We start from the raw sequence: 15,809 nt of genomic DNA, 5'->3' as shown, positions 1-15,809 counted from the left end.
TATTATCAAGTAATATCACAGTCTATTTTACACATAATTATATTTAGTATTTTTGCCGTTTTTACTCAAACAGCAAATATGCTATCACACCGTCTTTAAATAATTACGGTGTATTTTAACTCTAACGAAGGTACACAAGAGGTGTTTATATGTCATTTAATAAAAAACTAATTTCTGCTGCTGTTCTTGCTAGCTTTGTTTTTGCTGGTAATGCCTTTGCTGATGAAGGCAAGAAGGGCGCAACAGTTACATTTAAAGCTCAGTTACGTGAAGCTGCCTGTGATGTTACTTCAACAACTGAAGGCGACACCATTAACTTTGGTACTTTCACTTTAGATACACTGCAGGCTGCTGCGGTAGAATCTCAAGTAGGTACAACCAAAGATTTTGACCTTGTTCTAAGCAACTGTTCTAAAGCTGCAGATCCAGCAAAAGTCTATGTTTATGCTGATGGTCAAGCATCTAGCTACTCCTCTAAATATTTTGCAAATAAAACAGCAAAATCTTTAGCCGTACAAATTTTCCATGGTAACGATGCCTCAACAGGCACAATCGAACCAAATAAAGATACTCAATTAACCAGCATTGTTAAAATGGATGAAGGTTCTAATGCTTCTATTCCATTAAAAGCAAATCTAATTCTGACTCAAGCTGGTAAAGACGCTAAAGCTGATATTTTAAATGTACCAGTAACTTTTAGTGTTTCTTATAACTAATATTTTTGAACTGTTATTTGATAAAAGAGGCTTTAATTAAAGCCTCTTAATTTCCAAAAGATAGAGAGTAATAAAAATGGTAGCCAATAAAAATATTTATTTTTCTTCTTTTAAACTCATACAACTATTATGGCTTATTTCGTTATTATTGCTCTCTACCTCTACCTTTGCTTCAGGCGTAAGTTTGAATGCAACACGTATTGTTTACACTCAAAATGAAAAAAGTGTTTCCATTGGTGCAAGAAACAACACTGATGCAAATTACCTTGCAAAATTCTTTATTGTTGATGAAGCTGGAAATAAAACGGTACCTTTTACACTCTCGCCACCATTAGCTAAAATACAAAGTAGATCTAACCAAGAAGTACGTATTTATGCACAGCCATCTAATTTACCCACAGACCGAGAATCTATTTATTATTTTCATGCTGTAATGATCCCATCAACCGATGGGCCATTAGCGAGTAATGCATTAAGTATCGCTTATGATCACATTATTAAGTTATTTTATCGCCCGCAACATTTACCTATGACACCAGAGAAAGCGCGTGAAAGTTTATCATTCAAAGCGAACTCAAATGGTGTAACAGTGATCAATGATTCACCCTATTATATTTCATTAAGCTCCTTAGTATTAAATGGAACAAAAGTTAACCTAAATATTGCCAATAAAAACACCATGATTTCTCCTTATCAATCTTTTGATTACTTGGTGCCAGCACAAGCAAGAAAAGGTACAGCTGAATGGATAACAATTAATGATCTAGGAGGCGAGGATGCATTTAAGACAAATATTAAATAACATTTTTCTTATAGCTAAGATAAAAAAGTATAAAAGCTTAAGTTTATACTTAACGGTCTTTTCTATAATTTTAAATTCACTATTTATTAGTGGAAATGTTAATGCATCAACAGATTTAGAAATTATAGGTAATATAAGTAAAGGTACATGTACTATTTCAGCACCAACACAAGATGTTATTTTTAAAAAAAGCATTATTACTCATGAATTAAAAGAAGATGTTGATGATAAATCATTCACAACGCCATTCACTTTCAAATACCATTGCCAAGATTTTGAAATCAGTGAGCCGCTACAGATGCTAGCAATAAAAATAACACCGTCTAATGGTACAACGATAAATAACAACAATATTATTCATCCTACAACCAATACTGTTAATGCCGGTTTTATATTAAGAAGTTGTGATAGTAATAAAAAAAATTGTCACCCTCTTCTTTTTTCACCTCATGCAAATGTTCCTTTTGAAGTGGTTAGCAATGGTGAATTAGAGAGCCAATTTGAAGTCAGTATTGTAAAGATAGACAATAACCCAGCCAAAGCAGGTGAATTAATTGCATCCGTTGATTTAACTTTAATTCAACCTTAGCTATATAGGTAATAATAATGAGTTCAATATTTCGTTTTACCATAGCAACATTATTCCTAAGTGGGGTCTCACCTATATTTGCAGCTGATGATGCAGAGTTTATATTCAATGTTACTGTACCTAAAAACACTTGTAATATTATTATTGAAGGTACATCAATAAATAAAGTTGATTTTGGCTCAGTACCGTTAAAAAGATTAGCTAGTGATGCAAATAATGGAAATATAAAGAAGCCATTTCAAGTAAAGCTGTCAAACTGTAAAAATACAAATTTTAGTGGAAATTATTTAAAAATCTCAGGCAATTATGTGAATGATGGTTTTTTAGATTCACCTGAAGGTAAAGATTTTGCAATTCGTATTTCAGACAAAGATGGTGCAAAAGCATCAGATAACGTTTTTTTTGCCAATGACAGTAAAATTTGGACAAATATTACAGCCAATAATATGAATAAAACATTTTATACCTATGTTATGTGCAAAAAGGGTGTTGCTGATTGTTCTACAAAGACAGAGAACTTAGGTCAATTTAAATCCACAATTACCATCACTTACTTTGCGGATTAACAATAATGCTACTTTCTATATTATCGAAACCATTATCTTTTTTCCTAGTGACTTCATTTCTATTATGGAGTACTTTCTCATTTTCAGAGGGTATTGGCTTAAATAAAAGTAGGCTTATATTTGGAGAAAAAGATAAAAATCAAACTATTGAAATATCAAACGATAATAAGATACCTTACTTAGTTCAAGTATCGATATTAAGTTCGTTGGATGAAACAATATCAAATAAATTTATTGTTACTCCCCCGTTATTCCGTGTTGATGCAGAAAGCCAATATACTGTTCGTATTTTTCCTAATGATGTGAATGATTTACCTAAAGATAAAGAATCTATTTTTTATTTTAAAGCGAGAGCAATTCCACCTTCAACACCTGCAAAGGAAAATACAGAAAAAACAGATCTCGTCTTTATTACAGCGATTATTGTAAAAATGTATTATCGACCAGAAAACTTACCCTCATTAGATACATCAATATTTAAAAAAATAAATGTAATTAATAAAAAAAACAAATGGGAAATCAATAACCCAACACCATACTTTATTACTCTTGTTGATTTTTCTATTAATCATAAAACACAACAAGGAAGCATTCTTATTTCTCCATTTACGAACTTAGAAATAAATACTGAAAATAAAGTTTTAACTGAAGCTAGTTGGCGATTTATTGATGATTTTGGTGGTATTTCAGAGAAATACTCTTTTAAAAAAGAACCTTCTGAAGAACTTAATAGAAATATAACTTTAGAAAATTAAACTAAAAATTAATTTATATTTACTCCATGTAAACTTAGGCTCAAGAATAGAAGGTCAAGGTAATGAATAATAGAAAATTTAAAATAAGCCTACTATCCTCTTTCATCATCATATCTTTTTATTCTCATGGTGAAGACTATTTTGATCCCACGATGTTAGATAGTTTACTTGGCACTGATATAAATAATATCGACCTAACTCAATTTTCAAAAGAAAATAGTATTCCGCAAGGTGAGTATGCCATTCAAGTTATTGTAAATACTAATAACTTAGGCGATAAAATGCTAAAATTCATTCCTAATGAGAAAGGGGATATCGTTCCTGAGTTAACCCCCAAAATGTTAACTGATTGGGGAGTCAATGTTCCAGCCATTCCTAAATTAAAAGATTTGCCTCCAGATACTCCAATTACCAATCTTTCTGAATATATTTCAGATGCAACAATGACACCAGATGTCGCAAACCTAAAAATAAAATTTACCATTCCACAAATTGCTATGTTAATTAAAGCAGATGGTTATATCGATCCCTCTCTTTGGGACAATGGTATTACCGCACTCTTTTTAAACTATTTTATTAGTGGCGATCGTCAATGGAATAAAGCAGACAATACAAATAAACAAATAAATGATCATGCTTTTGCCAATGTTCAAGGGGGATTAAACCTGGGAGTATGGCGCCTTCGCTCTAACTTTTCTTATAATTATTCTGATGGTGACTCTGGTCATTCTTCATCAAATCGTTTTTCTAATACTTATATTATGCGCACCTTTGCTGCTATTCGTTCAACGTTAGCAATAGGGGAATTGAGTTCATCTAATGATATTTTTGACAGTATTCCATTTAAGGGAATGCAACTATCTTCAAATGATCAAATGCTCCCCAGTAGCTTACGTGGTTTTGCGCCTGAAGTAAGAGGCATTGCGCAGTCAAATGCACGTATCACGATTAGACAAAATGGCTACGTGGTTTATCAGACCTACGTCGCCCCCGGCCCTTTTAATATCAAAGATATTTCCCCTTCAGGTAATGCGGGTAACTTAGAAGTGACTATTACAGAAGAAGATGGCACTGAAAAAATGTTTACTGTGGCATTTTCTTCTTTACCTATCATGCAACGTCCTGGAGGTTATAAATACGAAGTTATCGCTGGTCGATATGATGGAGGAATTACAACTAAAAATAAAAATTCAGACTTTATTAGTGCATCCGGAAGTTATGGATTACCTATTAATACGACACTCTATAGTGGCCTATTAGTTGCTGAGGATTATTTATCCATTGTAGGTGGTCTTGGGATATCTTTAGGTTCATTTGGCGCTATTTCAACCGATATTACCCATTCAACGGCTCGTCTTAATAACGATTTAGGTACACAACAAGGCCAATCGTATCGGGTACGTTATTCAAAAAGTATGACATCAACTGGCACATCTGTTGACTTAACAGCGCTTCGTTACTCTACACGCTCTTATTTCAGCTTTAGTGATTTTAATAATTATAATTACGATTTAAAAGATGGTTTAGCGCCATGGTTAAACCAACGGCAACGCAGTAGTTTTACCACTTCGATTTCACAATCATTAGGTCAATATGGCAGCATTTATCTCAATGGTAGTGTAAGTGATTACTGGGCAATAGATCGTAAAGTAAAACAATTTTCAATGGGTTATAACAACTCTTATAAATTTATTAACTATTCTGTCGACTATAGTATTGACCGAATTAAAGATAAACAGAGCTGGCCTGAAAATAGACAGATTTCTGTCAACGTCAACATTCCATTTAGCGCATTCTCAAACCACGAGTTAGCTCAAAATATGAGTAGTTCTTATTCTGTAACTCGCGACAATAATAATCGTATGAGCCACAGTCTTGGGCTAAGCGGCTCGGCTCTAGATAATAAACTGACGTATGGTATTTCTCAGAATTTAGCCAATAAAGGCCAAGGAAATAACGGCAATATTTATAGTAACTATTCAGGCTCTAAAGGTACCGCATCTTTAGGCTATAACTATTCAAGAGATCATCAAACCGTAAATGGTAGTTTTGGTGGTGGTGCAATGCTGCATTCAGGTGGTGTGTTATTAGGCCCTAATATGGGCAATACAACAGCTATTGTTGAAGCCAAAGGTGCTGAAGGAATGGAAATTGAAGGTAATGATAGTGTTATTAACAGTCAAGGTTATGCACTTCATCCTTATGTATCACCTTATCATACCAACTATATCAATATGAATATCAATACATTACCTGAAAATGTCATGTTAAATGAGACATCGAAGATGGTTTATCCAACCGCAGGTGCTGTCGTAAAAGTGAAATTTGATACTCGAGTAGGTTATCAAGCTATTATTACGCTAAAAAGAGCGAATGGTAGTGTCATCCCGTTTGGGGCAAATGCTACATTGCTTGAAGAAAATCCAGAGAGTAAAAATACAGGTATTGTCAGTGATAATAACCAACTCTTTATGAGTGGATTACCAAACTCAGGAAATATATTAGTTAATTGGGGTACTGATAGCCAATTACAATGTACTGCTGTGTTCTCTAATTTAGATCAATTGCCTGTTTCTGTTGAAAAACCGATACGCTCATTTGATGCTATTTGCCAATAAAAACGATGATAAAAACGAGGTTCAAGTGAAATTTAATTCAATCAAATTAGTCTCTTTTTTTACTCTATTTTTATTGCCATTTCATGCTTATAGCAATCAAAGCTATGGCTCTATGACACTCACATTAATTGGTACTGTTGATTTAGCTAAAAATCCTGATCCCAATACACCTCAATATGTCAGAGGTATATTAACAGGAAAGACCTTAATTAATAGCCATGAACCTATCTATGATGAATATGATAATAACTTAGGTGAATGGTCTCAAGTTGAGTCACTTGTTGGGATTACTGGGAACGAATTTTATTGTTACCGAGGTATAGATATTTTTAAACAAGTTCCCAATAGTAATAGTAAATATGGGTTACCCCTTACCGATGATAAAGGTAATATAAATATTTATGTCACCCCTACATTAAAATATGAAGTGAGGGCTAATGGGAGTTACTTAAATTCATCCTATTCAGGTACTTTTTTTTCACGCAACAATAATGGATTAATCAGCAACTATTCCTCTATGAATGCCTGCTTTTATCCACAAAATCAAGAGACTTCAGCGGGTGGCCACAAAAGTATCGAAGTCTATAATAATGATCGCTATCCCGTTTATGTAACAGAGAAACTCTCTCCAGGTTATCTTTCTTATAAAGGTGCACCTATTTATATTGTTACACAAGGCTATTCTTCTGGGGCTAATGCAAATTTAAGAGTTAACGTACGTGCTAATTTAAAAATTGTTCGAGTTTGCCAAATTAGCAGTGTTTCCAATAATAATATTAGCGTTGTAATGAATCGAGAAAATGAGGTTATTCAAGAGTCGTCATTAACTTATAGTTGTACTGGAGATGGACATCCTGTCTTTATTTCTGCGGTTGTCACGGAAGGAAAAGTCAATGATAGTGAACCAACTAAATTAGTGCTAAATAAACAAAATGGTAGCGCCAATGATCCCGCGCCTTGGGTTTTGGGTAAACCTTTTGTTAATGGAGCCAGCCCTTCTTTATCTTGTAAAGATGCGGGTTCTCAAGATTTGTTAAATTTTAATAACCAAGAGCTCCAATTACCTGTTATCGCTAAATACAATCAAATGGAAAATTTAGGGATAAAATGGGCTATCTGTTCTGATGACACCGTACAACCAGGGAAATATCGTGGTAAAGCCGTAGTGACGGTTTACACAAAAGTCTGATCACCGACATTAATAAAACTTAAATAAATTGATAATGATAAGAGCTAAATTAATGAAACAACGTTACCCACTTTACTTATTTTTATTGACGATATTGACTGTATTTACAGCAAGTAGCTATGCCGAATCACTCAATAATATTATTTTTTCATTGCAGAGAAAAACCTATGTTGAAGGTGAAAAAAGTATTTCTGTTGGATTAAGAAATGCAGAACAATCTCCCTATTTAGTACAAGCAAATATGCAATGGCTAGATAACGATACAGGACAAAAAGATCTCACTAAACGGGATGAAACACCTTTTATTATTACACCTCCTTTGTATAAATTAATGCCAGGGCAATATTATGAATGGCGACTTCTTTTTGCCTCAGATACCAATAAATTGCCGAAAGATAGAGAATCAATCTACTTAGCACGTTTTTTACTGATCCCATCTGTGCAAAAAAGCAGTGAAGATAACATTAGTATGGCTATTTTACGTGAGTTCAACTTCAAGGTTTATTACCGTCCTAAAGCCCTTGAAAAACTCACTATCGAAAATGTGCAAGATAAAATTAGCTTTAAGCTAGCTGGTAACAAACTCATTGTCAGTAATAACTCACCTATTTTTGTATCGATAGATAAATTAGTCGTTGGTACAGCCGCCATTAATGATGAACAATTAATTAAACCATTACCTCCTTTTGGAGAGCAACACTACCAATTGCCAGCTCAAGTTCAAAATAGTGAAAAGGTAAAATGGAATCTTCTCGATGAAAATTCATTTCCATTAAAAGAACAATCTTCTGAAATAAGTTCATCTTAATTTCATTGCTCTATCTATAAATATAAATTTATAACCATTTGTTTTTAAATTGATATTTCCTTAATCAATTTTCTCTTCTTTTATCATTATTAAATGTAAGAAAAAATACAATCTACCATCTTTAAAAATAAGACTGTTAATAGTTTGGTTTTGTGATATAACAAAAGGGTCATTTGTTAGCAGTGACAATCAATAAATCACTGCAATTAACCAAATTCATATCAATAAAGAGCAAAAAGATGAATATGAACACCAATAACCGACTCCTAGGCCTAAACCTACTACTCCTTCGTTAGGTGGCCAAGCACGTTCATTTTTTTGCAAAAGCCACCAGTTAGGTGGCTTTTTTGTTGTGCCCCCTACTGGTGAAATTATTTTTAGGGGAGTTTCTATGATGTTGAGTTTTACCATAAGGATGATGAGTGACAACGTCTTCTCAATAACCAATTGTATGGCAATGCCTTCTATAACAGACCAAATGAAGCAGGAGGCAAAATGAGTCAACAATGGACATCAAGAGTCGGCCATATATTAGCAGCCGCGGGATCGGCAATCGGTATTGGTGCCATCTGGAAGTTTTCTTATGTCGCAGCCAATAATGGTGGCGGCGCATTTTTAATTGTCTTTTTGTTATTTAGTTTCATTATTGGGCTTGCTGTATTACTGGCTGAGAATATCTTAGGCAGTAGCACACACGCAGAAGCCGTTAATGCCTTTAAAAAAATGATGGGACGTAATTGGGTCATCATTGGCGTTATTGGTGTATTCAGCTCTTGGTGTATTTATAGCTTCTATAGTGTTGTTGGTGGTTGGACAATCGGCTATACCGTTATGGCGGCAACAGGTCAGTTGAATATTACAGATAGCGCTGAATTAACAGGTATCTTTACTCGTTTTATTAGCAATCCTTTATGGCCTATTTTGGCTCACCTTGCCTTTGCTGGATTAACCTGTTTTGTGGTTTTAGCGGGTGTACAACGTGGATTAGAAAAAGCCGTCAAAATCATGATGCCAATGTTATTTATCATTATGATTTTATTGATTATTGTTGGTATCAGCTTACCCGGTTCTTCTGAAGGTTTAAAATTATTTTTATACCCTGATTTTAGTAAGTTAACCCCTCAAGGCGTATTAGATGCATTAGGGTTAGCCTTCTTCTCACTGTCTATCGGTTTAGGCATTCATATCACTTACAGTGCTTATTTAGCAGATAATAAAGGTATTGCTAACTCCAGTATGTGGGTGGTTATTTTATCTTGTATGGTGTGTGTGCTTGCCGGATTAATGATTTTCCCTGCATTATCTGCCGCAGGCTTAGAGCCTAATGCTGGCCCTGGTTTAACCTTTATGACTATGCCAGTCTATTTTGCCAACTTACCCGGCGGTAATATTTTAGCAGTGACTTTCTTTGTCTTGTTATTAATGGCGGCGTTAACCTCTGCAATTTCATTACTTGAACATATCGTGGCTTATGTACAGATGCGTTTTCAATGGACTCGTCGTCGTGCAGGGTTAGTGGTTACAGCCTCTATTATGCTGATGGGTATTCCAGTTTCATTATCTTTCGGCCCTATGAGTGATGTGACATTCGCAGGTAAAACGGTCTTTGATTTGTTGGATTACCTGACTTCTAATATTTTGATGCCACTGTTCGGTATCGCAATGTGTTTAATCTTTGGTTGGTCACGTAGAGCAAATGCCTTGATCCCTGAAAATATCTCAGGAGTAAAACGCCAATGCTTATTATTGGTTTGGCGTTATATTGGTCCAATTTGTATCGGAATTATTTTAATTCATGGATTGATTGGCTAATTATCAACGAAAAAGAGCCACTCAAATGAGTGGCTCTTGGCTTAACTGATAATGATTTTTTATGGATACTTGATGGTTTTTACTATTTATTTATAACTTTGTTTAATTTCTTGAGAAACTGCTAACCCACGTTTTGCTTCTTTTTCAGCAAGCTCAACGGATAGACCAATATAAGAGCGAGGATCAAGCATTGCCTTAATTTCATCTGCATTAAAAGCGGCTGTAATAGTTTCATTCTTCATCAGGTTAGTATAAAAATCTTCACCATCTGCAGCCGTTTTAATGGCTTCTTCATATAACAGTGAATGCGCTTTATCTTTACCTAATTTTTCTGCCATTTTCATCATAACGTATTCGGTATTATCTAAACCCTTATTTCTCATCACGTTATGTAGCATTCTCTCTTCATGAGGAACGATGGTTCTTGAAAGCTCTTCCGTTCTTAACAAAATTTCTGTTGTAAGTTCTAACGCTTCTTCAATTAAGCCATCGAATAGCATATAAGAACTGCTATCACCTTCATAAGGTCTTACCGCAGAGTACATCCCTACATTAGGTAACGAGTACAGTTTCTGTGAGTTAGCAATAATACCTTTCGCTAATTTTGGATTAATTTTATGAGGCATCGTGCTACTTCCCACAGTGCCTTTTGTAAATCCTTCAGAAACTTCAGCAATTTCTTCTAATGTAGTGCTATAAACCTCTTCACCAATTTTATGGCAGATGTTAGCCATCAGCGCCAAGTTCATCATGTACTCTAATTTATGCGTACTTAGGTTACGTGATGGCACTTCCATTGCTTGCATACCCACTAATTCAGCAACGCGCTTTTGTACTTTCATCCCCACTTCTGGCATTGAGTTAAAAGCACCTACAGCCCCACCCATCATAATGGTGAATACTCGCTTTTCGCATTCTTTCATACGTTGGTAGCAATCAATAAAATCGCTGATCCATACTGAAACTTTGTACCCATAAGTAATAGGAATAGCATGACGACCATGCGTTCTACCTGCCATCACCATATGTTTTGTTTTTTCAGCAAGATTAGATAAGTTTTCAATAATTTCGCTTAACAATAACATGAATTTATTGTGTACTGTTTTCATCATATACAGCTGTGAACTTTGCTGTATATTTTGCGTGGTAATACCGTAGTGCACATATTTACCACTCTCTTCAGAGCACGCATTTACCAGTACTTTTAAAAAAGGTACAAAGCCATGACCGATTTTTTGATAAATACGGTTCATCTCTTCAAAATCGATATTCTCTATAATCGCCTTTTCTTTAATTTCATCGGCGGCAGACTGTGGAATAAAACCGTATTCAGCTTGTGCTTGCGCTAACATTGCTTCAAACATCAACCAAGTTGAATATTTAGCTTCATTGGACAGCAGATTTTTTATACCGCGATCGTCGATTGTTTTACTTTTAGAATCGTATAACGCTCTCATCATGTATCCTTTTATTTCTTCATTGCTTCATCAACAGCATTGCGAACAAATTCGACTTTAGGGCCATAAACGACATGGACATGGTTTGCTGCCGGAAAGAAGAATGCTGTACATCCAGATTCCAACATTAGTTCTTTATCTATTTGATTAACTTCATTAATATCAATACGTAGCCGTGTAATACAGTTATCAACATTACGAATATTTTGTTTGCCACCTAACGCTTGAATTAAGATTTCTGCAATTTCGCCATAACGTTTTTCTTTGATTAGCGTGTTTTTCATATTGCTTGATTCTTCTCTACCTGGGGTTTTGATATCAAATTTGACGATAGCCCAGTAGAAAATGAAGTAAGTCACAACCGCAAGCACACTCCCAATCAGCACTAAGAAGATCCAGTTAGTGTGTTCGTACAGTAAACCAAAGATAGTAAAGTCAAAGACGGTGCCTCGGATATAACCAATTGCAACACCAGCAAAAGAGAGCAGAACTGCGCCAATACCCACGATAATCGCGTAAATTAAATAGAGTAGTGGTGCGATAAAGACGAAGGTGAATTCAAGAGGTTCAGTCACGTTACCTAACATTGCAGTTAAGACCATCGTCACCAGCATCGATTTAACTTCAGCACGGTTCTCTTTTTTCGAGGTTTTATAAATCGCTAATGCAATCGCAGGGAATAAGAACAACGTAACCAACATTTGTTGCTGAGCCATAAAACGCGTCAGGCTTGGCATCATTGCCCAATATTCACTACTTGGCCCTTGGTTAAATAATACTTCTGTCATTGCTGGAACAACGCCCACATAGGTTTGCCCATCAATCACATAAGAACCACCGGCTTCAGTAAATCTAAACAGAACGTTCCAGACGTGGTGTAAACCAAATGGAATAAATAGACGCTCACCACCTGCGGTAAAGAAAGGTCCAACAGGACTTAAGAAGACAGCTGAGAGCTTAGTTAAGCCCATGACTAATACTTCCCAAATAAATGGCAGCAATGCACCTACGCCAATCATTAATCCGACCATAATAATGGCGACAGATTTTTTTCCTGAGAAGAAGGCAAATGCCGTTGGCAATTCAAGGTTATAGAATTTATCGGTAGCCCATGCAGCGATTAATCCTGTGATAATCCCCCCTGCGGCACTGATATTCATGGTTTGTATACCCAGAACCTTGATTTGCCCAACCTGCGTCATAATGGCAGGATCAGCCAGCTTTCCAGTCAATACCAACCAGATATTGATTGTACTTATCAAAGTTAAATAACCCACCACGGAGGCAAAGACCGCGATCCCCTTATCTTTATGGCTCATTCCATACGCCACCCCCATTGCAAATAGAAGTGGAATATTGTCAAACACAACACCTGCAATAGAACGGATACTGACTAATAAAGCATTGACTGTTTCATTTCCTAAGAAAGGAAAGCGTGCAATCATATAAGACTGAACTAAAGCACCACTGATCCCCAAGATCATACCGATAGGTGCTAATACACCGATTGGTAGAAGTAGGGTTCTACCAAAGCGCTGAATAGATTCGCTGAACTTTTTCCTGGCCATATTTTTTTCCTTATGACTTCTCGAATATAAAAGAATTACCGAGGTACTCTAGCTTAGGGATTATAGGAAATGAATGACGTGGCGGTTTTAAATATTATCTCAAGTCATTTTTTATGACCTAGGTCTTTTTAATAAATACTTCGATTAATAATAATAAACAGTTTTTTATTTTAGTAATGAAGATTGATCCTAGAATTTAATATTAATATTGAAAAAGAAGGTTATTTAAAAATAACTTATGATTATTTTAATCAGATAGATTAATGATTTTTAAACATTGAAAATAGAAAGAATATTTAACTAATAGGGTTATCAGTTTATTAGAACTTAAAGTAGTGTTTCTAGCTCATTTATCAGTAAATCCACCAGCATAAAAAAGCCAATGCGTGATTTAGTGTCATCTTTTTTTGTATCGTGATTATCGGCAAAACAAAACAGAGCATGGCTTGCATAACTGGTTAATTCATTGGTGTTAAATGCTGTCATACTAATAATGTTAGCTTCTTTTAACTGTACAATTTTTGCTGTTTCTATAATTTTTTTTGTGCCACCAGAAAGGGAAATAAAGATGACTGTGTCGTCTTCATTAACAAGACGAGTAAACGAGTCAGATAAATTGTAATCATTAATAAAAAAGCAATGTAGTCCTAAAGCAAACAAAAGGTGTTCAAGGTAATAACCGACTGCTTTACTCGTACCCCTTGCCACAATAAAAATATTCCTAGAGTGACGTAAGGTTTTCGCACATTCTCGAATTTGTTCTTCATTAATTAAGGTAAATGTTTTATTAATATTTTTTTCTAATTGCTTTTTATAAGATGCGGTGCTCGTTTTCTCAACTTTATTTTGAGTCAAAATATAATTATTAATTTGGAATTTAAGCTCTTTAAATCCACTAAATCCTAACTTTTGCGATAAATTAATGATCACCGTTTTTGACACAAACGTTTTTGCAACTAAATCATTAATATTTAAATAGGGTATATCTGCAATATTATCGGTGAGATATTTTAATACTTTTTTTTCGCTGATGGTTAAATTGTCATAATTCTTTAGGAAATCCAGCATATCTCACCCAACCAATTGAATATAAAACCCCCGATAAAGGAGCGAACATCCCAAAAGCATGCCCGTTCTTTTCGCGCGCTTATGTGCAATAAAATAGATAACGAGTATACGTTAAATCATACAGTTATGTAGGATCAGAGTTGTTTTTTGTGAATTGAGAGATTGTTGAGCCCACGATCAATGAGCCCAATACGTGTTATTCATTACCCCAGCGATTAAGAAACATTGCTATATCGTCAATGCGCTTTTGATCAATACCTGCTTCTTTTGCCATCTCTTGTTGCGCCAATTCACTAATTTCTTCGTTATTCATTAATCGAGTGAGTAATAATTGAAAATAGAGGGCAAGCGCATCTTCTTCTTTCTCAGCAACAGGATCGGTTGATTCCAGTGAATACTCTTCTACCATGTCATAATATTTAAAGTGGATTTCATTGTTCATAAATTCTCCCCAAGGATTAACGTTACTACTCGTCATATACAATTACTAAGAGTATATCTCTACATTCGCCTATTAATCTAAAATTCGCTATCATCCACTTCCTTCTTTTTCTGCGGATAAGCTGATGTCTACGATTATCGATACTTTTATTGCCCCACCTTGCCATGATGAAATCGAGATCCTCTATCAAGACGAACATTTAGTCCTTATCAATAAACCCACAGGACTATTGAGCTTATCAGGAAAAAATCCACAAAATATCGACTCGGTACATTATCGATTAGTGAAGTTATTTCCTGGATGTACACTTGTTCATCGGCTTGATTTTGGTACATCTGGATTGATGATTGTGGCGCGCAATAAAGCAATCAATGCTCTTTTATGTCAGCAATTTAGCCAACGCAATGTAACCAAGGTATACAACGCACTACTATGTGGTCATGTGAAAGAGAATCAAGGAGTGATTGATGCACCGATTGCAAAAGATCCAGCTCTGTTCCCACGAATGTCGATTTGCCCTATTAACGGAAAACCAGCACGCTCTGGTTATCACATTATTGAGCGTTTTTATCATACGTTAGAAAATGGAACGTTATTGCCTCTAACACGGGTACAATTTACCCCTGAAACGGGAAGAACTCATCAACTTCGTATCCACAGCCAATTTATAGGGCATCCTATTTTAGGTTGTGATTTATATGGAGGAAGCGGCTACTACTTGAATGAAAGAATGGAAGAAACTAAAAGAGCTGAACGGACTCCGCGACTTATGCTTCATGCGAGTGAGCTTCATTTTGTTCACCCCATTAGCCAAGCACCAATAAAAGCGCGTTGCGAAAGCCCGTTTTAAATGTCGATATTTACAGTTTGAGCGCCTTTACTGTTTCATCGATATCAAGTTCATCTTCAGTAAAAACTATTTCGGTTCCGTGCATTGTGGTGATCGCCAGTTTTCTTAGCGTACGCATATTATTAGCACCATCTGCTGATTTTGGTCTAATACTATTCATTAACGTACCAACAGAAAGTACGGTATTTTCTTTGTTAATATGCGTGTCTGCAGGCACATCTTCACTATAAATTCGAAATGATTTAATAGATGTCAGTTTAACTCGTTCACCTGCAATATAAACATATTTGCTATCTGGGATCACTTTAACCGCATACGCAGACAGACCTTTGGTATTGGTGGTCGGCTCAAACGTGACATTTGCATCTGTCTTTATCAAAGCAGGGTTGGCAACTTTAATCACATGAAAATAACGGTTATCCCCGTTTTCATCTTTAATAAATCCAAAACCTTTATCTTCAAACCACTTTGTGATTATTCCGTTCATTGCCATTATCGCCTACTTAATCGTTTATCTACAAAAATTTCCAGATGCAGTATAAAGCACAATGCTTATACAGACTATGCCT

The 15,809-nt window shown here is 35.3% G+C and carries 15 protein-coding genes; 10 read left to right on the top strand and 5 right to left on the bottom strand.

Features of this window, described 5'->3' with window-relative positions:
* Positions 1–149: 149 nt before the first annotated feature.
* The 9 genes from DK866_RS17685 to DK866_RS17645 all read left to right on the top strand — a co-directional run bounded on the left by DK866_RS17685 (position 150) and on the right by DK866_RS17645 (position 9,855).
* Entirely contained in the window at positions 150–716 is a 567-nt protein-coding gene (locus tag DK866_RS17685; RefSeq protein WP_109409972.1) for a fimbrial protein, read from the top strand.
* A 76-nt stretch (positions 717–792) separates the two neighbouring features.
* Positions 793–1,518 (top strand): fimbrial biogenesis chaperone, encoded by a 726-nt coding sequence (locus DK866_RS17680; protein ID WP_109409971.1) that lies wholly within the window; start codon positions 793–795, stop codon positions 1,516–1,518.
* Positions 1,493–2,107: a fimbrial protein gene (locus tag DK866_RS17675; RefSeq protein WP_109409970.1), complete on the top strand. Its 615-nt coding sequence runs from the start codon at positions 1,493–1,495 to the stop codon at positions 2,105–2,107. The genes DK866_RS17680 and DK866_RS17675 overlap by 26 nt, the downstream gene beginning before the upstream one ends.
* 17 nt (positions 2,108–2,124) lie before the next feature.
* Complete coding sequence (locus tag DK866_RS17670; protein WP_109409969.1) at positions 2,125–2,673, top strand: fimbrial protein; 549 nt, start codon at positions 2,125–2,127, stop codon at positions 2,671–2,673.
* A 5-nt stretch (positions 2,674–2,678) separates the two neighbouring features.
* On the top strand, positions 2,679–3,428 hold the full coding sequence (locus DK866_RS17665; protein ID WP_109409968.1) for a fimbrial biogenesis chaperone: 750 nt from the start codon (positions 2,679–2,681) through the stop codon (positions 3,426–3,428).
* A 62-nt stretch (positions 3,429–3,490) separates the two neighbouring features.
* Positions 3,491–6,046 (top strand): fimbria/pilus outer membrane usher protein, encoded by a 2,556-nt coding sequence (locus tag DK866_RS17660; RefSeq protein ID WP_109409967.1) that lies wholly within the window; start codon positions 3,491–3,493, stop codon positions 6,044–6,046.
* Positions 6,047–6,071: 25 nt separating this feature from the next.
* A complete protein-coding gene (locus DK866_RS17655; RefSeq protein ID WP_162557029.1) occupies positions 6,072–7,235 on the top strand; it encodes a hypothetical protein in 1,164 nt (387 codons plus the stop codon).
* A 52-nt stretch (positions 7,236–7,287) separates the two neighbouring features.
* On the top strand, positions 7,288–8,043 hold the full coding sequence (locus DK866_RS17650; protein WP_162557028.1) for a fimbrial biogenesis chaperone: 756 nt from the start codon (positions 7,288–7,290) through the stop codon (positions 8,041–8,043).
* A gap of 495 nt (positions 8,044–8,538) precedes the next feature.
* A complete protein-coding gene (locus DK866_RS17645) occupies positions 8,539–9,855 on the top strand; it encodes a sodium-dependent transporter (RefSeq protein ID WP_109409964.1) in 1,317 nt (438 codons plus the stop codon).
* An 86-nt stretch (positions 9,856–9,941) separates the two neighbouring features.
* Here the strand turns inward: DK866_RS17645 and DK866_RS17640 are convergent, their stop codons facing one another.
* From DK866_RS17640 to DK866_RS17625, 4 genes are all read right to left on the bottom strand, one after another.
* Positions 9,942–11,312 carry a class-II fumarase/aspartase family protein gene (locus tag DK866_RS17640; protein WP_109409963.1) on the bottom strand — a complete coding sequence of 457 codons (1,371 nt, stop codon included), beginning with the start codon at positions 11,310–11,312 and terminating at the stop codon, positions 9,942–9,944.
* 11 nt (positions 11,313–11,323) lie between these two features.
* On the bottom strand, positions 11,324–12,880 hold the full coding sequence (locus DK866_RS17635) for a PTS transporter subunit EIIC (RefSeq protein ID WP_109409962.1): 1,557 nt from the start codon (positions 12,878–12,880) through the stop codon (positions 11,324–11,326).
* Between the two features lie 327 nt (positions 12,881–13,207).
* A complete protein-coding gene (locus tag DK866_RS17630) occupies positions 13,208–13,948 on the bottom strand; it encodes a MurR/RpiR family transcriptional regulator (RefSeq protein ID WP_109409961.1) in 741 nt (246 codons plus the stop codon).
* 196 nt (positions 13,949–14,144) lie between these two features.
* Positions 14,145–14,390, bottom strand: a complete 246-nt coding sequence (locus DK866_RS17625; RefSeq protein ID WP_109409960.1) for a DUF2543 family protein — start codon at positions 14,388–14,390, stop codon at positions 14,145–14,147.
* A 124-nt stretch (positions 14,391–14,514) separates the two neighbouring features.
* On the opposite strand from DK866_RS17625, the gene DK866_RS17620 reads away from it, so the two are divergent.
* Complete coding sequence (locus tag DK866_RS17620) at positions 14,515–15,240, top strand: RluA family pseudouridine synthase (RefSeq protein ID WP_109409959.1); 726 nt, start codon at positions 14,515–14,517, stop codon at positions 15,238–15,240.
* A 10-nt stretch (positions 15,241–15,250) separates the two neighbouring features.
* Here DK866_RS17620 and DK866_RS17615 read toward each other — a convergent pair whose 3' ends face one another.
* The gene (locus DK866_RS17615; protein WP_109409958.1) at positions 15,251–15,733 is read right to left on the bottom strand and encodes a cold-shock protein; all 483 of its coding nucleotides are present in this window, start codon (positions 15,731–15,733) and stop codon (positions 15,251–15,253) included.
* Between the last annotated feature and the right edge of the window lie 76 nt (positions 15,734–15,809).

Source organism: Proteus genomosp. 4 str. ATCC 51469, from assembly GCF_003144375.1.
Classification (GTDB): Bacteria; Pseudomonadota; Gammaproteobacteria; order Enterobacterales; family Enterobacteriaceae; genus Proteus.
The sequence above is the reverse complement of the archived record's forward strand: the minus strand, read 5'-3'. Positions and strand labels throughout refer to the sequence as shown.